16 protein-coding genes are annotated in these 18,565 nt (G+C 28.8%); 9 read left to right on the plus strand and 7 right to left on the minus strand.

Annotated features, from left to right (window positions below; genetic code table 11):
* Positions 1–14: 14 nt before the first annotated feature.
* From Q0776_RS07660 to Q0776_RS07685, 6 genes are all read right to left on the minus strand, one after another.
* The gene (locus tag Q0776_RS07660; RefSeq protein WP_298367484.1) at positions 15–1,094 is read right to left on the minus strand and encodes an exonuclease domain-containing protein; all 1,080 of its coding nucleotides are present in this window, start codon (positions 1,092–1,094) and stop codon (positions 15–17) included.
* A gap of 1 nt (position 1,095) precedes the next feature.
* Positions 1,096–1,764, minus strand: coding sequence for a YggS family pyridoxal phosphate-dependent enzyme (locus Q0776_RS07665; RefSeq protein ID WP_298366685.1), 669 nt, complete (start codon positions 1,762–1,764; stop codon positions 1,096–1,098).
* Between the two features lie 42 nt (positions 1,765–1,806).
* A complete protein-coding gene (locus Q0776_RS07670; protein ID WP_298366687.1) occupies positions 1,807–3,048 on the minus strand; it encodes a DUF1015 domain-containing protein in 1,242 nt (413 codons plus the stop codon).
* Between the two features lie 121 nt (positions 3,049–3,169).
* Entirely contained in the window at positions 3,170–4,120 is a 951-nt protein-coding gene (locus tag Q0776_RS07675; RefSeq protein ID WP_298366689.1) for a D-2-hydroxyacid dehydrogenase, read from the minus strand.
* A gap of 25 nt (positions 4,121–4,145) precedes the next feature.
* Positions 4,146–5,213, minus strand: coding sequence for a 3-phosphoserine/phosphohydroxythreonine transaminase (gene serC, locus Q0776_RS07680; RefSeq protein WP_298366691.1), 1,068 nt, complete (start codon positions 5,211–5,213; stop codon positions 4,146–4,148).
* A gap of 82 nt (positions 5,214–5,295) precedes the next feature.
* Positions 5,296–6,357, minus strand: coding sequence for an acyl-CoA reductase (locus Q0776_RS07685; protein ID WP_298366694.1), 1,062 nt, complete (start codon positions 6,355–6,357; stop codon positions 5,296–5,298).
* Positions 6,358–6,534: 177 nt separating this feature from the next.
* Between Q0776_RS07685 and Q0776_RS07690 the strand changes: the two genes are divergently transcribed.
* The 5 genes from Q0776_RS07690 to Q0776_RS07710 all read left to right on the plus strand — a co-directional run bounded on the left by Q0776_RS07690 (position 6,535) and on the right by Q0776_RS07710 (position 14,675).
* Positions 6,535–7,836 carry a hypothetical protein gene (locus Q0776_RS07690; RefSeq protein WP_298366697.1) on the plus strand — a complete coding sequence of 434 codons (1,302 nt, stop codon included), beginning with the start codon at positions 6,535–6,537 and terminating at the stop codon, positions 7,834–7,836.
* Between the two features lie 196 nt (positions 7,837–8,032).
* Positions 8,033–9,127, plus strand: a complete 1,095-nt coding sequence (ychF, locus tag Q0776_RS07695) for a redox-regulated ATPase YchF (protein ID WP_298366699.1) — start codon at positions 8,033–8,035, stop codon at positions 9,125–9,127.
* Positions 9,128–9,197: 70 nt separating this feature from the next.
* A complete protein-coding gene (locus Q0776_RS07700) occupies positions 9,198–10,109 on the plus strand; it encodes a DMT family transporter (RefSeq protein WP_298366702.1) in 912 nt (303 codons plus the stop codon).
* Between the two features lie 95 nt (positions 10,110–10,204).
* On the plus strand, positions 10,205–12,061 hold the full coding sequence (locus tag Q0776_RS07705; RefSeq protein WP_298366704.1) for a DNA topoisomerase IV subunit B: 1,857 nt from the start codon (positions 10,205–10,207) through the stop codon (positions 12,059–12,061).
* Between the two features lies 1 nt (position 12,062).
* Positions 12,063–14,675 carry a DNA gyrase/topoisomerase IV subunit A gene (locus tag Q0776_RS07710; RefSeq protein WP_298366706.1) on the plus strand — a complete coding sequence of 871 codons (2,613 nt, stop codon included), beginning with the start codon at positions 12,063–12,065 and terminating at the stop codon, positions 14,673–14,675.
* Positions 14,676–14,852: 177 nt separating this feature from the next.
* Here the strand turns inward: Q0776_RS07710 and Q0776_RS07715 are convergent, their stop codons facing one another.
* Positions 14,853–16,349 carry a S41 family peptidase gene (locus Q0776_RS07715; RefSeq protein WP_298366708.1) on the minus strand — a complete coding sequence of 499 codons (1,497 nt, stop codon included), beginning with the start codon at positions 16,347–16,349 and terminating at the stop codon, positions 14,853–14,855.
* A gap of 140 nt (positions 16,350–16,489) precedes the next feature.
* On the opposite strand from Q0776_RS07715, the gene Q0776_RS07720 reads away from it, so the two are divergent.
* Genes Q0776_RS07720 through Q0776_RS07735 form a run of 4 tightly spaced genes read left to right on the plus strand, consistent with a single transcriptional unit; the run spans position 16,490 to position 18,504 of the window.
* Entirely contained in the window at positions 16,490–16,999 is a 510-nt protein-coding gene (locus Q0776_RS07720; protein ID WP_298366711.1) for a sigma-70 family RNA polymerase sigma factor, read from the plus strand.
* A complete protein-coding gene (locus tag Q0776_RS07725) occupies positions 16,986–17,411 on the plus strand; it encodes a hypothetical protein (protein ID WP_298366713.1) in 426 nt (141 codons plus the stop codon). The genes Q0776_RS07720 and Q0776_RS07725 overlap by 14 nt, the downstream gene beginning before the upstream one ends.
* A 3-nt stretch (positions 17,412–17,414) precedes the next feature.
* Complete coding sequence (locus tag Q0776_RS07730; protein WP_298366715.1) at positions 17,415–17,954, plus strand: DUF4252 domain-containing protein; 540 nt, start codon at positions 17,415–17,417, stop codon at positions 17,952–17,954.
* A gap of 1 nt (position 17,955) precedes the next feature.
* A complete protein-coding gene (locus Q0776_RS07735; RefSeq protein ID WP_298366718.1) occupies positions 17,956–18,504 on the plus strand; it encodes a DUF4252 domain-containing protein in 549 nt (182 codons plus the stop codon).
* Positions 18,505–18,565: the final 61 nt, after the last annotated feature.

Below are 18,565 nucleotides of genomic sequence, written 5' to 3' on the forward strand. Positions count from 1 at the left end.
ATTATTTATTTTAATTAAAACCTAATTAGTTTTTCAACCTTGTTTTTTTGAAGGTACTTTTTTATAATATTTCTGTTTTGAACGGAGTTTTCCATTGGAGAAATAAGATTTTTTAAAATTTTTAAATTATTTACCTGATAACTTAATTCTGTATAACAATATCCTTTAAAAACATTATTTTCAATTAGCAATATTGCTTTTTCACCAATATTTCTTCCTTTATCTACAACAATTAAGTTTTCATTATTAAAATTAACTTCTGATAAATTATTTTTAATATTAAAATTATATTTTGGTTTATTAATATTAATTTCTTTTGTAAATTTTAATTGTGCAATCAATTCATTTCCAGTCTCTTCAAAAGTTACTGAAACTACTGAGCTTTGTAAGTATTTTGCTTTTTTAGAAGTTCTTAAAAATAATTGATTAACCGTTTTTCTAATATTTATACCCTTTCCAATATATAGAATTTCTCTATTTGAATTATGCACATAAAAAATTCCAGGTTTTGAGGATAAGCTATCTAAAATATTTAAAAGTTTTGGAGCAAGTTTTTTAGTGTTATCGGTTTTTATTGCTTTTTTAATTATTTCTTTTTCAAAATCTTTACTAATTAATAACTTAAAAAGTTGTACTGTTGCTATAGCATCACCATCTGCTCTATGCCTGCTAGAAACGGGTATACCAAGTGCACGACATAATTTTCCAAGCTTGTATGAAGGTTGATCTGGAATTAATTTTTGACTTAACTCTACAGTACAAAGAGTATTTCGTTCATAAACGTATCCTAATCGCCTGAATTCTGTTGTAAGTATTCTATTGTCAAAGTTTGCATTGTGAGCTACAAGTACGCAATCTCTAGTTATTTCAATTATTCGTTTTGCTATTTCGTAAAACTTTGGAGCATTTTTTAACATGCCATTATTTATTCCTGTTAATTGAACAACAAATGGCTGGATATCCTTTTCAGGATTTACTAAACTTATAAATTGATCTACAATTTGATTTCCATCAAATTTATAAATGGCAATTTCAGTTATTCCTTCTTCATTAAATTTACCTCCGGTTGTTTCTATATCAAGTATTGCGTACAAACTATTTATAATTTCTTGATCCAAATATAGCACTTCCAACTCTAACCATTGTACTGCCTTCTTCAATGGCAATTTTATAATCTCCGCTCATACCCATTGATATGGTAGAAGGATTAAAATTAGTAGTACTATACTTTTCTAATTTATTAAAGTGTTTTTTTAGAGTTTTAAACTCATTTCTAATAATATTTTCATCATCTACAAAACTAGCCATTCCCATTACACCAATAATGTTAATATTTAAAAGATTTTTAAATTCTTCGCTGTTCAGTATTTCTTCGGTATTATTAATTGATAATCCAAATTTGGTTTCTTCTTTGGCAATTTTTAATTGTAACAAACAATTTATTATTCTGTTATGTTTAAGTGCTTGTTTATTAATTTCTTTTAAAGTTTTAAAACTATCAACTCCATGAATTAAATGAACAAAACTAGCCATATATTTAACTTTATTGCTTTGTAAATGTCCAATCATATGCCATTCAATATCTTTTGGTAGTTCCTCATATTTTTGAGTCATTTCCTGTATTTTATTTTCTCCAAATGCTTTTTGACCTGCATTATAGGCTTCTAAAATATCAGAAATTGGCTTAGTTTTTGAAACTGCAATTAAAGAAACGTTTTTTGGTATGTTATTTCTTATTTCTATTAGGTTTTCTTTTATACTCATAAATTATTTAAAAATAAAAAAACAAAGGTAGTTGAAAATATCTTAATCATTTAATTCAAAGATAGTCAAACCACTTCTTAATTTAGGTTCTATATAAGTACTTTTTGGTGGCATTTTTAAATTTTCATTTACAACAGCCTTTAATTGATTAATAGACGTTGGGAATAAACCAAAACCTACTTTGTATTTACCAGATAATACTTCTTTTTTTAATTGAGTTTTACTATGTACAGCGGGCAAACATTTAATTCTAGAATCGGTTTTTAAATCTTCAATACCCAATATTGGTTTTAAAATTGTTTTATGAATAATATGAGTATCTAAATCTGACAATGCATTATTTATAGGGTAATCTGTTTTTTTAAGATAAAGAGAATAATAATCACCGTCTAAAAACATAGAAAAATGATGTTTCTTGGAGGGTTGGTATTTATTAGGGGTTCTATTTTCAATAATGTATAATTCTTCCAATTTTTTTAGAAATTCTTCTTCTGAATATCCGTTTAAATCTGTAATCAATCTATCAAAAGAGGATATTTTAAGGTTGCTATCTGAAATTAAGTAACTCATAAAATAATTATAGTGTTCAGTTCCTGTATGATTTGGATTACTTTTTTTTCTTTTTTCAGCTAAATAATTTGAAGAAGCAGTTCTATGATGACCATCGGCTATATATAATGCATTAATTCTCGAAAATTCTTTTTCTATATTTTTTATATCAAACTCATCATCAATAACCCAAAATTTGTGTAATCTTTTTGTGTGCGTATTAAATTCATATTCGGCTCTTTTTTCAGAATATCTCCTGTAAATTCTATTCAAATAATTATTCTCTGGATAGGTGAGTAGTACTGGTTCTGCATTAAAACCTGCCGTATCTAAATAATCACCAAAAAGTTCTTCTCTCCATTTTAAAGTATCTTCATGCTTTTTAATTATATTATTTTGATAGTCTTTAACATGTGTACAACCAATAATTCCCCAAAATACATCTCCTTTAAATGATTTTTCATGTAAATAAAACGATGGCTTTTTATCTTTTTTGTAGATTTTGTCATTTTTAAAATCGAGATATTTATCCCTAACTTGTTTAAATAAATTTACACCAGTATCTTCAATATTTTGAGAATAACTTGGCTTAATAATATGTAAAAAAGAAAAAGGATTATATGATAAAACCGATTTTAATTCTTTTTTGGAGTAACTATCATACGATCTTGAAGTTGCCAAAGCAGCCTTATCTCTTGTTGGTCTTATTGCTTTAAAGGGTTTTACAATTGCCATTACAAATTAATTTATTTTATATATTTAATAATAAAACTACTCAAATATACTTATAAACTAAATTTAAAGCAAAAAAAAGGGTGTTATTTTAACACCCTTTCAATTTTGTAATTAATTTAAATTAGCTTAGAATCTCAATAATTTGAGAAGCAAGTTCGGTACCAATTCTATCTTGAGCTTCACCTGTTGCAGCTCCAATATGTGGAGTTAGTGATAAATCAGGATTCATCAATAATTGAATTTCTGGTGTTGGTTCATTTTCAAAAACATCTAAAGCTGCTTTTGCTATTTGTCCATTGGCTAAAGCAGCAACTAATGCAACTTCATCAATTACTCCACCACGTGCAGCATTAACTAAACAAGCACTGTTCTTCATCATTTCAAATTCTTTTTTTGAAATTACATATTCGTCCTGTGCAGGCACGTGTAAACTAATAAAATCTGCTTGTTTTAAAACTTCTTCTTTTGAAATAGTGTTTATTTCGAAGAACAATGATTGTCCATCAAAAAATTCTAGTTCTAAATTTACATTATCAATAAAAGGATCAAATGCAATTACATTCATTCCAAGTCCTAAACCTATTTTAGCTGTAGCTTGACCAATTCTTCCAAATCCAATTACTCCTAAAGTTTTTCCTTTTAATTCAACACCTTTAGCATATGCCTTTTTTAAATCTTTAAATTTCGAATCTCCTTCTAAAGGCATATTTCTATTAGATTCGTGTAAAAAACGAACCATTCCAAATAAATGAGCAAAAACCAATTCGGCAACAGAGTGAGAAGATGCAGCAGGTGTGTTTATTACACTAATTCCTTTTCCTCTTGCATATTCTACATCAATATTATCCATTCCTACACCACCACGTCCTATAATTTTAATTGAAGGACAGCCATCAATAATATCTGTTCTTACTTTTGTTGCACTTCTAACAAGTAAAACTGAAATTTCATTTGCATTAATGTGATTTACTAATTGATCCTGAGGAACAGTTGTTAAATCTACTTCAAAACCAGCTGCTTCAAGTGCCTTTACACCACTTGCGGCCAATCCATCATTCGCTAATACTTTCATGTTATATTTTTTAATTTATTTTAGTTTAAATCTCTTTTTCAAGTTGTTGCATTGCATTAACTAAAACTTGAATACTTTCTTTAGGCATTGCATTGTAAATACTTGCTCTATAACCACCTACAGATCTATGACCCTTTATTCCACTTACACCTGCAGCATTCCAAATTTTATCAAAGGCTTCTTTATGGTCGTCATTTGCCAAAGTAAAAGTAACGTTCATTGTAGAACGATCTTCTTTTTTTGCAAACCCATTAAATAATGGATTTTTATCTATTTCTTTGTATAAGATAGCCGCTTTTTCTTCGTTTAATTTTTCAATTGCAGCAACTCCACCTAAATCTTTAAGCCATTGTAATGTTAACATAGAAACATAAACTGGAAAAACAGGAGGAGTATTAAACATACTTTCTGCTTTTATATGCGTTTGGTAATCTAACATTGCAGGAATATTTCGTCCTGTTTTACCTAAAATTTCATCTTTTACAATAACTAAAGTTGTTCCTGCTGGTCCCATATTTTTTTGAGCACCGGCATAAACTAAATCAAATTTAGAGAAATCTAATTGTCGAGAAAAAATATCAGAACTCATATCGCAAACTAATAAACTATTGGTTTTTGGAAATTCTTTAAATTGAGTTCCATATATAGTATTGTTAGAAGTTATATGAATATAATCAACATCCGTAGGAACAGTATATTTTTTTGGAATATGGTTGTAAACTGATTCTTTTGATGAAGCAAAAATATCAACATCACCAAATCCTTTAGCTTCTTTAATTGCCTTGGCACTCCAAGCGCCAGTATCCATATAACCTGCTTTTCCGTTAACTTTCATTAAGTTATATGCTGTCATTAGAAATTCTAAACTAGCACCACCTTGTAAAAAAAGTACTGAATATCCTTCAGGTAAATTAAGTAATTCTTTTACTAAACCTCTTGCAGTTTCCATCACTTCAATAAATTCTTTACTTCGGTGAGATATTTCAATTAACGATAAGTTAATACCATTAAAATTTTCAATAGCTTCAGCAGCTTTTTTTAAAACTTCTTGTGGTAAAATACAAGGACCTGCACTAAAATTATGTTTTTTCATTTTATATTATAATATGAGTTTAGTTCGCACAAATTTCGGTAAAAAAAGATTATTTATGGCAATAATATTTACAAAAAAAGTATTATAATTTTAGTAAAAATTCAAATGTATCTACATTATCGGGATAATCCCATAATTTGGGCTGTTGAGTTTTACCTAGTTTTACGAAATCTACAACGTTTTCGTTACACGCAATACATTGAATTTGTTCTCTTTCGGATTTTAGCTTTAACATTAAACTATCAAATGAGTTGTAATATTCATAAAAGAGCGTTGCAATAGGTGAAGCATAATTTTTATCTTCTTTTAACATTATAAATCCATTCTCCAGCACTTTAAATAAACTCATTATATATACTGCTTTGTTATAGTCGTAATTGTTTTCGTATTTTTTGTAATTAATTATATCATTGTATTTATATAAAGCATTAAATAGCAAATCAAAATTATAATTTTCAGGAACAAATATTTTTGAAACACTTCTGCATCCTAATCCAAAATATTGAAAAATATCTTCACCCAGGCTTTCCAGCTCTTCTTTAGATTCTTTACCTGTTAAAATAGCAACAGAATTTCTGTTTTTTCTTATTATAGAAGGGTATTTTCCAAAATAATGCTCAAAATAACGAGCTGTATTATTACTTCCTGTGGCAATAACAGCATCAAAGTCTTCTAATTTACTTTCAGTAAATATTATTCTATTTTTAAATGCAATATTTTGGTGTTCTAAAAACTTTGCAATTAATGGTAAAAAATGCTTATCGTTTGAGCTTTGTTTAACAATAGCTTTATTACCACTTATTAGCACACATAAAAAATCGTGAAAACCCACTAAAGGAATGTTTCCTGCCATTATTATAGCAATTATTTTAAAATTATTAGTTTCCAAAATTGAGTATTTAGAAATCCATTTATTTAAATTATCACTAGTTAGGGCTTCGCTCCAACTTTCAAAAGCTTTTAAAACATTGTTCTTTGTAAACCAGCCATTAAATTCAGCTGCTCTATCAATTTGCATTTTAAATGCATCAAAAAAAAGAGAATTAAACTCAGAATTATCTTTTTTAATAATTCCTTTAGTTGTAAACTGATTAAAAAATTGACCAAGTTTTACAAATGATTCAATGCGTTGCTCTAAATTCATTTTATTATTTCTTTTATTAATGCAAAAATAACTTAAAAAATAGGATAGCAATAAGAATAGGTAATGAATGTAAAATTTGAGGTTTTTGGAAAGGTTTAAGTTTAAATATAAATTACATGATGCAAATTTTGAGTAATTTCTTATATTCGCAATGAACTAACTAAAACTAAGTAAAATATGAAAAAGATTTTCACTTTTATTGCATTATTTTTTTGTTTAACGTCAATTTACTCGCAAAGTAAAATTACTCTTACTGCAAATTATCCCGATGCGACTTTTTATAAAGTTGTTGGAAATGAAATTATTAGGCCTGCTTTAGGGGCAGGAGTTATTGTTCTAAAGCTCGAAAAAAAGGAATTAAATAAAATCATATTAGTTAAAGAAGGCTTTCAAAGTGTTATAAAGCAGTTTCCTAGAACAAATAAATGGCCTAAAGAAGTTCAGGTTAATATTGAAAATAGGGTTGTTGATGTAAGTGTTGAACCTTATGATGCTGGAATTTATGTTGATGGGCAATTAGCAGGTAATAAAACACATAAATTAATTATTAAAAAAGATGCTAGTTTAACAGTAGAAGTTAAAAAGAAAGGTTATAAAACTGAATCAAAAATATTTTCCAATAAAATTGGAAAAGAGACACCTTTAACTTCAAGTATTGTTTTAAAAGATAAAATTGTGCAAATTAAGGCTTCACCTGTTAATTCTGAAATATTTGTAAATAAAATATCGCAAGGAATTGGATCAGCAGAAGTTGTAATTCCGCAAGACGAATGTGTATTTGTTCAAGTAAAAAAAGACGGTTATATTGGTGACGAAAAGGTATTTTGTAATAAAGAAATGGATGTAGATCCTCCATTAAATTATCAATTCAAATTAACTGATAGGTTGGTAAAAATTGAAAGTTCACCTGATGATTCAGAGATTTTTGTGGATGGAAAGGTGGTAGGAGTTGGATCTTATGATTTAAAGGTTTCTAGCGATAATTGTGTTGAAGTAATTTCTGCTAAGGAAGGTTATTTAAGTGTTAAAAAGAATTATTGTAACTCAAAAGATTATCAAGAGCCACCATTGAGAGATCATATAGAATTAAAAATTGACGAAGCTCATCGCCAATCTATTTCAACAGATTTAGCAAATGTAAATTTTACAATAGTTGTAAATCCTGAAATTCAAGAGATTGATGCCTGGAAGTTATTAGGTTCAATTGTTACTACAGAATTTGATGTTTTAGAAGTGATAGATAAAGAAACTGGTTATATGAGAACTGCATGGCAAGTTCAAGGTTTTGATGGAAGCACAATACGAACTAGGATAATAGTTAAATTGGGAGATTCTAATCCTTTAAAATACGTGATGAAAATAAGTAGTGAAAGAGCTGAAGGTTCGGTAAGTGTTAAAGATGATCAAGAATTTGAAGAGTGGAGCAGAATTTTGAAGAAATATAAAAATGTAATTGAAGAGGCTCAATCTAGGTTGTAATAATTCAATTAATTAATATTAAAAAATCATGTTATTTACAATTAAATAGGGAATATTTAACGAGGGAAAACCAATATTTTTGAAAGTTTAAAAAAAATAATTTTAAAAAGAGATTTCTTTTAATATTTATATTTTAAAAATCCATTTAAATTTAAGAAAACTAAATACTATATTTGCAGCGCTAAAAAATAAAAATATGAAGGCTGGAATTGTAGGATTACCAAATGTAGGAAAATCAACATTATTTAATTGTTTATCAAACGCAAAAGCACAAAGTGCAAATTTTCCATTTTGTACAATAGAACCAAACGTAGGTGTTGTAAATGTTCCGGATAGTAGAATTGCAAAGCTAGAAGAACTTGTAAAACCAGAGAGAGTTCAAATGGCAACAGTTGATATTGTTGATATTGCAGGTTTAGTGCGTGGAGCAAGTAAAGGAGAAGGGTTAGGAAATCAATTTTTAGCAAATATACGAGAAACGGATGCAATTATACATGTAGTTCGTTGTTTTGACAACGATAATATAGTTCACGTAGACGCAACTGTAGATCCTGTTAGAGATAAAGAAACAATTGACATAGAGTTACAACTAAAAGACTTTGAAACCTTAGAAAAGAAATTAGAGCGTGTTAAAAAAACGGCTCGTACAGGGAATAAAGACGCGCAAAAAGAATTAGACGTATTATTAAAAGTAAAAGAAGGTTTAGAGGCGGCAATTTCAGTAAGAGCTATCGAATTTACCGAAAAAGAGCGTGAAGAATATATTAAACCAATGCAATTTATTACTGATAAACCGGTGTTGTATGTATGTAATGTTGATGAAAATTCAGCAGTAGATGGAAATAGCTATGTTGATGCTTTAAAAAATGCTGTAAAGGATGAAAATGCAGAAGTTATAGTTTTAGCAGTTGGAGTAGAAGCTGATATTACAGAGTTGGAATCTTTTGAAGAACGTCAAATGTTTTTAGAAGATTTAGGGTTAACAGAACCTGGCTCATCTGTATTGATTAGAGCAGCTTATAAACTATTAAACCAACAAACATATTTTACTGCTGGAGTTAAAGAAGTTCGCGCTTGGACTATTAATATTGGTGATACGGCTCCACAAGCGGCAGGAGTAATTCATACAGATTTTGAAAAAGGGTTTATTCGTGCTGAAGTAATTGCTTACAATGATTTTGTTTCATATGGAAGTGAAGCCAAAGTTAAAGAAGCTGGTAAAATGAGAGTAGAAGGAAAAGAATATATTGTAAAAGACGGTGATGTTATGCATTTTAGATTTAACGTTTAACTACTACTGAACATCGTATTTTTTTTAATTATTTAAGTAATCAATAAAATCATCTGCTTAAGTTTGACAGATGAATTTTTCAAAATCTATTAATTCTGGGGTTTTAATTGGTATTGTTGGGATTGTATTATTTTCGGCAAAAGCAATTATGGTAAAATTAGCTTATCAATATAATGTAAGTGCTGTACATTTACTATTATTTAGAATGCTGTTTTCTTTCCCGTTTTATTTAGCTATTGCGTTTTATGTAAAACCTCAAAATCCAGAAAATATTAAAAGAACAGATTATTTATGGATAATTTTGTTTGGGTTTATTGGCTATTATTTAGCAAGCTATTTCGATTTTGTTGGTTTAATTTATATAAAAGCTGGTTTGGAACGTGTAATTTTATTTGTGTATCCAACATTGGTACTTGTTATTTCCAAATTATTTTTAAAAACAAAAATTTCAGGGAAACAAATATTCGCTATTTTAGTAACATATTTAGGAGTTGTTATTACTTTTTGGGGCGAAATTCAATTTAATAATAATGGCGTAATTTTAGGTGGCTTTTTTATATTTTTAAGTGCGTTAACCTATGCTTCATATTTGGTTGGTAGTGGTTGGTTAATTCCAAAGTTTGGAGTAATGCCTTTTACTTCTTATGCCATGATAGTTTCAACAATTTGTGTAATTATTCATTATGTAATTGTGGATAGGGGAAATATATATAACTACTCATTTGAAGTTTATTTTTTAGGGTTTTTAATGGCTATTTTTTCAACCTTAATACCATCATTTTTAGTGTCGTTAGCTATTAAAAAATTAGGAGCTTCAAATTTTTCAATATTAGGAAGTCTAGGGCCAATTTCAACAATACTATTAGCTTATTTTATTTTGAATGAAAGATTGTCTTATTTACAGCTTTTAGGAAGTGCTATTGTTATTATTGGAGTAAGCGTAGTATCAATTAAAAAAAGAAAGTTGTTTTTTAAAAAATAATCATTCAAATCAGTTGAAAGATTTTATCAGACTTTTTTGCCTTTTTTATATCAAAATGGTACATTAGCAATTCTTCAAGAATTTTTAAAATATTAATGGCAGAACAAACTAAATACACGGAGGATAATATACGCTCTTTAGATTGGAAAGAGCATATTAGAATGCGTCCAGGAATGTACATTGGGAAATTAGGTGATGGATCATCACCAGATGATGGAATTTACATTTTAATTAAAGAGGTTTTAGACAATTCTATTGACGAATACGTTATGGGAGCTGGTAAAACTATTGAAGTCTCTGTAAAAGGCGAAACTGTAACTGTTAGAGATTATGGGCGTGGTATTCCACTAGGTAAAGTAGTTGATGTTGTTTCTAAAATGAATACGGGAGGAAAGTACGACTCACGTGCTTTTAAAAAATCTGTAGGTTTAAATGGTGTTGGTACAAAGGCAGTTAATGCTTTATCGTCTTATTTTAGAGTTCAATCCGTAAGAGAAGGGGAAACCGCATTTGCCGAGTTTTCGGCAGGAAATATTACTCTTGAAGAAAAAGCACAACCTTCTTCTTTACGAAAAGGAACCAAAGTAGTTTTTGTTCCAGATTCAAGCATATTTACAAAATTCAAATATAGAAGTGAATATATTGTAAAAATGATTAAAAATTATGTGTACCTAAACCCAGGTTTAACCATAATTTTTAATGGTGAAAAATATTTTTCGGAAAATGGTTTAAAAGATTTATTAGAAGAAAACATTGCTGATGAGTTTATGCTTTTTCCAATAATTCATTTAAAAGGAGAAGATATTGAAGTTGCTTTAACTTATAGTAAAGCACAATATAGCGAAGAATATCACTCGTTTGTTAACGGACAACATACAACTCAAGGAGGTACACATCAAAATGCATTTAGAGAGGCAATTGTAAAAACAATTAGAGAATACTTTGGTAAAAATTATGAAGCTTCAGATATTAGAAAATCAATAGTTTCGGCAATTAGCGTTAAAGTAATGGAGCCTGTTTTTGAAAGTCAAACAAAAACAAAACTGGGTTCTACAGAAATGGGAGGAGAATTACCAACCGTTAGAACATTTATATCCGACTTTGTTAAAACTAAGCTAGATAATTATTTACATAAAAATCCAGACACTGCAGAAAAAATTCAGAAGAAAATATTACAAGCTGAAAAGGAACGTAAAGATTTATCTGGAATTAGGAAATTAGCACGAGAACGTGCAAAAAAAGCCAATCTGCACAATAAAAAATTACGTGATTGTCGTGTTCATTTAAATGATTTAAAAAAAGATAATCGCTTAGAAAGTTCACTATTCATAACAGAGGGAGATTCAGCAAGTGGGTCAATAACAAAATCGAGAGATGTTAATACTCAAGCTGTTTTTAGTTTACGTGGTAAACCGCTGAATTCTTTTAACATGAGTAAAAAAATTGTGTATGAAAATGAAGAGTTTAACTTGTTACAAGCTGCTTTAAATATTGAAGATGGTTTAGAAAACTTACGTTACAACAATATTATTATTGCAACCGATGCGGATGTAGATGGTATGCACATAAGGTTATTGTTAATTACATTCTTTTTACAATTTTTCCCTGAATTAATTAAAGAAGGACATTTGTTTATTTTAGATACACCGTTATTTAGAGTGCGTGATAAAAAGCAAACGTTTTATTGTTATTCTGATGAAGAAAAACAAAATGCAATTAATTCATTAAGAGGGAAACCGGAAATAACCCGATTTAAAGGTTTAGGTGAAATTTCACCCGACGAATTTGTACACTTTATAGGTGGTGATATTCGCCTAGATCCAGTTATGTTAGATAAAGAAATGCCTATTGAAAAAATGTTAGAATTTTACATGGGGAAAAATACTCCTGATAGACAAAAATTTATTATAGAAAATTTAAAAGTTGAACTTGATATAGTAGAAGAAGTTTAAAATGCAAGAAGAAAACAACGAAGAACTAGGCGAAGGATTAAACGAAGAATTTGGGAGTCAAGAAACCATTACCAAGGTAACGGGAATGTATAAAGATTGGTTTTTGGATTATGCATCGTATGTAATTTTAGAACGAGCAGTTCCAGGAATAAGAGATGGTTTTAAACCAGTTCAACGCAGAATTTTACATTCAATGAAAGATTTGGATGATGGTCGTTACAATAAAGTTGCCAATATAGTAGGTCATACAATGCAATACCACCCACATGGAGATGCTTCAATTGCAGATGCTATGGTGCAAATTGGGCAAAAGGAATTGCTAATTGATATGCAAGGTAACTGGGGAAATATTTTAACTGGTGACCGTGCAGCTGCATCTCGTTATATTGAGGCACGTTTATCAAAATTTGCATTAGATGTTGTATTTAATCCAAAAACAACAGAATGGCAAGCTTCATATGATGGAAGAAAAAAAGAACCAGTAGATTTACCAGTAAAGTTCCCAATGTTATTAGCACAAGGAGCAGAAGGAATTGCTGTTGGACTTTCAACTAAAATATTACCACATAATTTTAACGAATTAATAGATGCTTCTATTAAACATTTAAAAGGTAGAAGTTTTAAATTAGTTCCGGACTTTTTAACTGGCGGAATTGCAGATGTATCTAATTACAACGATGGTTTAAGAGGAGGAAAAATTAGAGTACGAGCTAGAATTACTCAACAAGATAAAAAAACACTTGTTATAAATGAAATACCTTTTGGAACAACAACATCATCTTTAATTGAATCTATAATTAAAGCTAATGAAAAAGGAAAAATAAAAATCCGAAAAATTGAGGATAATACAGCAGCAAACGTTGAAATATTGGTGCATTTACCTAATGGAATTTCGCCAGATAAAACAATTGACGCTTTATATGCATTTACAACCTGCGAAAATTCAATTTCTCCTTTAGGTTGTGTAATTGAAAATAATAAACCGGTTTTTATAGGTGTTTCGGAAATTTTAAAAATATCAACAGATCATACAGTAGAATTATTAAAACAGGAACTTGAAATTCAATTAAATGAATTAGAAGAACAATGGCATTTTGCTTCTTTAGAACGTATTTTTATTGAAAATAGAATTTATAGAGATATTGAAGAAGAAGAGACTTGGGAAGGTGTAATAAAAGCGATAGATGAAGGCCTTAAACCATATATTAAACATCTAAAACGGGCAGTAACTGAAGAAGATATTGTTAGGTTAACCGAAATTAGAATTAAAAAGATTTCAAAATTTGATATAGATAAGGCTAAACAATTTATTGAAAGCTTAGAAGATAAAATTGCTGTTGTAAAAAATTATCTGGCTAATTTAATTGATTACGCTGTTGATTATTTTAAAGATTTAAAAACAAAATACGGTTCGGGAAAAGAACGAAAAACCGAATTGCGATTATTTGATGACATTGTTGCAACAAAAGTTGTAATGCGAAACACAAAATTGTATGTAAATAGAGAAGAAGGCTTTGTGGGAACCTCGCTTAAACGTGATGAATATGTTGCGGATTGTGCGGATATTGATGATGTTATTATTTTTAGAAAAGACGGTGTAATGATGGTTACAAAAGTGGATGCTAAAACTTTTGTTGGCAAAAACATTATTCATATTGCAATTTTTAAAAAGAGCGACAAACGTACGGTTTACAATATGATTTACCGGGATGGTAGAAGTGGGCCAAGTTATGTTAAACGTTTTAATGTTACCAGTATAACTAGAGATAAAGAATACGATTTAACTAATGGCTCTAAAGCTTCTGTAGTATTGTATTTTACAGCAAATCCAAATGGAGAAGCAGAAGTGGTAACTATTAATTTACGATCTGTTGGTAGTATTAAAAAATTAAAATGGGATTTAGATTTCTCGGAGCTATTAATAAAAGGTCGAGGCGTAAGAGGAAATACAGTTACTAAATACCCTATTAAAAAAATAGATTTAAAATCGGAAGGTGTTTCTACTTTAAAACCAAGAAAAATATGGTTTGATGAAACCGTTCAACGTTTAAATGTAGATGATAGAGGTGATTTATTAGGTGAATTTAGAGGGGAAGACAGATTGTTAATAATTAATCAAAAAGGTATTGTTAAAACTATTAAACCAGAATTAACTACTCATTTTGATAATGATATGATTGTTCTAGAAAAATGGATTCCAGATAAACCAATTTCAGCGCTTTATTTTGATGGTGAAAAAGAACGTTACTATATTAAACGTTTTATGATTGACAATCCAAATAAAGAAGAGACTTTTATTTCTGATCATCCAAAATCGCAATTAGAAATAGTTTCTACAGATTATAGACCTATGATTGAGGTTGTATTTTCAAAACGTTCTTTAGATAATATGGAAGTAAACCTTGAAGAATTTATTGCAGTAAAAGGTATTAAAGCATTAGGAAATCAATTAACTACAGATAAAATAAAAACGGTTAATATTTTAGAATCTTTACCATTTGAAGCGCCAATTACCAATGAAATTGAAGTGAAAGATGAAGAAATTGTTAATGATTCAGATGATTCAAAAGAATCAGATAATAAAGATGATGAAGGGCAAATAACCTTATTTTAATAGATAAGCAAATTAAAACCAAAAAAGGCTGACATAAAAATGTAATTTTCGTCAACCTGAATTTATTTCAGGTTCTCATAGAGATTAAATATCATTATGATGAGATTCTAAAATAATTTAGAACGACGATTTTTTTACTTTTATATCAGCCTTTTTTTTACTTTTTAATCTTTTACATTATTCTATTTCAGGTAAAACATACATTTCTTTTGAGAATTTTTTATTCTTTAGGGAGCTAAATACTTTTTCATTTCTTAATTCTCTTTTGTTAGCTAAAGACTGTTTTGTTGCCAGTCCAGAAATTAAATCTAAAGCTGTTTTTAATAATGGTTCTTCAATATCACCAAAAGGCTTAATTTCCGAAGCTCTTTCAAAAACCTCGTGATCAGGTTCAAAACCAAGAGTATAATCACTTTCATCTAGTTTATTATATATTTGAAAAACTATAGGTTGCATAGCATTCGTATGGCTAGAATTTACATTTTCTGATGTGAAATCAGGTGAGTCATACAATGTGATTGAACCTACATTTTTACCATAAGTTGTTGTTCCAATTTTAATAACCGACATAAATGGAGATAAACCATTTATTACCATTTCACTGGCTGAGGCCGTGTCATCTGAAGTTATAATATATACTCTTGTTAAATTATTCAATCTATTTAGAGTTACTTCTGTATCAGTATATTCTCCTTCTTTATTATAAATATATGCAGTGTCGAAGAATGGATAATATCCACTTTCGTCAGAATGATTGTCATTGTAAATTAATTTCGCAAATACTTCATCTTCAGGAGCTGCTCCATAAATCATACTTGCTAAATAAGCTGATGTTAATACAGATCCACCACCATTATATCTTAAATCCAAAACAAGTTCATCAATGCCATTAGTTTTAAAATCTCCAAAAGCATCATTTAACTCACTGTGAAATGTATATTTAAATCCATTATAGACTAAGTAACCAACTTTTTTTCCTCCTTCGGTTGTAATAATATTGGAATATAAAACCGGATTTTCAACAACTTCCCTAATTGCAAGAGACTTCTCAACATTTGTTGGTATAATTTCATCATTATTTATAGTGTTAAAACTTAAAGCAATACTTGTTATATCAGCATCGTAATAATTATTAACAATTCTATAATTGTTAACATTTAACTCAACTCCATCAAATTTATAAAACATGTCTCCTCTGTTTAAACCTGCATCCGAAGCCGGTGAATTTGGTACTACATAGGTAACATATCCAATTATCTCATTACAATCACTACAAAGTCTAGCTAGTCCAAATTCAAAACCATAAGCGTCGTTTACTCCTCTAAATGAAGCTCCTTGTTCGTTATAATCTTCAATAAACCAAGAGAATGGTGTACCTGTATTTCTATTTGCATCATCATTATGCAATAAAGATTCAAAAAGACTTTCAGGAGTTGAATATGAATTTAAATATGTATAATAATCATCAATATTATCTTCTTTAGCATTATCTAAGTTTGCAATATATGGTTGCCAATTATACCATGAATTCATTCCTTTCCAAACAAAATCATTAATTGGGTTGTTTAATTCTACGGTGGCAACAACTGGAATATCATCGTCATTTTTTTTACAGGACGTCATAAAAAGTCCAACAAAAACAACCAAAGTAATAAGGGTTTTTAATTTCATCATAATTTTAAAGTCTTATATTTCATAATTATTTGACGCAAGATATTACTTTTTATTACAAAAATTAAACCAAAGTGTTACAAAAAAGAAAGTTGCTCGTCATAATTATGTAAACAACTAAAAAAAGTTAAACCAAACTTAAAATGAAGCAATCGGAGTTTTTAAAAACTGTAATGCCCTTTAAGGATAAAGTATTTCGAGTAGCAAAAAGGTTGCTTGTATCTACTGAAGAGGCTGAGGATGCAACACAAGAATTGTTATTTAAGTTATGGAAAAATAAATCGAAATTAAAAGAATATAATAGTGTAGAGGCTTTTGCAATGACAATGACAAAAAATTATTGTTTTGACCGATTAAAATCGAAGCAAGCAAGTAATTTAAAGTTGGTTCATAGCAATTATCAAGAAAAAGATACGCCGTTACAAAGAAGAGTGGAACTTAATGACAGTGTAAGTTTGGTTCATAAATTGATAGAGAACTTACCAGAGCAACAAAAATTAATAATACAGCTTAGAGATATAGAAGAATATGAATTCGATGAAATTGCAAAAATGTTAAACTTACAACCAACAGCAGTGCGAGTTACTTTATCAAGAGCGAGAAAAACAATTAGAGAACAATTAACAAAACAACATAATTATGGAATTAGCTAACATAGAAAAGTTGTTGGAAAAATATCTAAATGCAGAATCTACAATTGCAGAAGAGAAAACTTTAAAAAGTTATTTTTTAAGTGATAACGTAGCACCACATTTACAAGAATATAAAGCTTTATTCGGATATTTTTCAACTAGTAAAAATGAACGATATACAAAATCAATCCAATTAAAAAGTCAAAAGAAGAGTTGGAAATGGTTAACTATAGCCGCTTCAGTAATTTTATTAGTAAGTGTTTATACCGGTTATCAAAATAACCAACAAAAAAAGGCTGAAAAAATATACAATGAAACCCAAATGGCTTTCGGTATGTTAGCAGCAAATTTAAACAAAGGAAATGTTGCCATTGCAAAGTTGCAACACTTCGAAGACACAAAAAACAAAATTTTTAAACAACCTAAAAAGTAAAAAATGAAAAAATTAATAATTATACTAGTAATTGCAATTTTGCCTTTATCAAATTATGCTCAAAATTCAATTTTCGACAAATTTGAAGATATGGACGATGTTTCATCGGTTATTGTAAATAAAGAAGCCTTTAGAATGCTTGCAAAATTTAAAGGTGGAGGAGAAGAAGGACAAGAATACCTTAAAATGGTACAAAACTTAGAGTCATTTAGAGTTTTTACAACTGAAAATTTAGAAATTGCTGCAGAAATGAATTCAATTGTTTCTAAATATTTAAAATCTTCTAAACTTGTTGAATTAATGAGAGTTAAAGATGAAGATACAAATGTTAAAATTTATGTTCGTCAAGGTAAAGATGAAGATCACGTAAGCGAATTACTAATGTTTGTTAGTGGAGCAGGAAAATATACAAATAAATCTGATAGCCCCGTGAAAGCTGAATCTGTGATTTTATCATTAACAGGTGAAATAGACTTAAATAAAATCTCGGAACTTACAGATACACATATACCTAATAGTGGTAAACATTTAAAAAAGCAATAACATGAAATCAGTTATAAAAATAATTGGAGTAGTGCTAATTGCAGTAATTTCTGCAGTAAGCTGTGATAGTAATCAATCTTTACAAAAGTATTATGTAGACAGTAAAGAGAATAACGAATTTATTTCTGTTGATATTCCTGCAAGTATTTTACAATTAAAAAATACAGAGGTTTCAGAAGAAGTTAAAAACACCTTGGAAACGATTAAAAAAGTAAACTTTTTAGCGCTACAATTAACTGATGATAATGAAGCATTGTATAATTCAGAAAAACTAAAAGTAAAAAACATTCTTAAAAATTCTAAATACAAGCAATTAATGCGAATGAATATGGGAAAAGGAAATGTTAGCGTTAATTACTTAGGAGAAGAAGATGCAATAGATGAAGTAATTCTTTTTGGATCTGACAATAATAAAGGGTTTGCAGTAGTACGTATTATTGGTGAAAATATGAATCCAAATGATATTATGAAAATTTCCCAAGAATTAAAACTAGATGGAGATTCTGCTCAGTTGCAACAACTTTCAGGATTATTTAGTAGCATAAAATAAGAATACAAAATAGTTAATTTTTAAAAGCCATACTTCCCATAAGTATGGCTTTTTAACTATC

Origin of the sequence: uncultured Lutibacter sp., from assembly GCF_947495725.1 — a bacterium.
Lineage (GTDB): Bacteria > Bacteroidota > Bacteroidia > Flavobacteriales > Flavobacteriaceae > Lutibacter.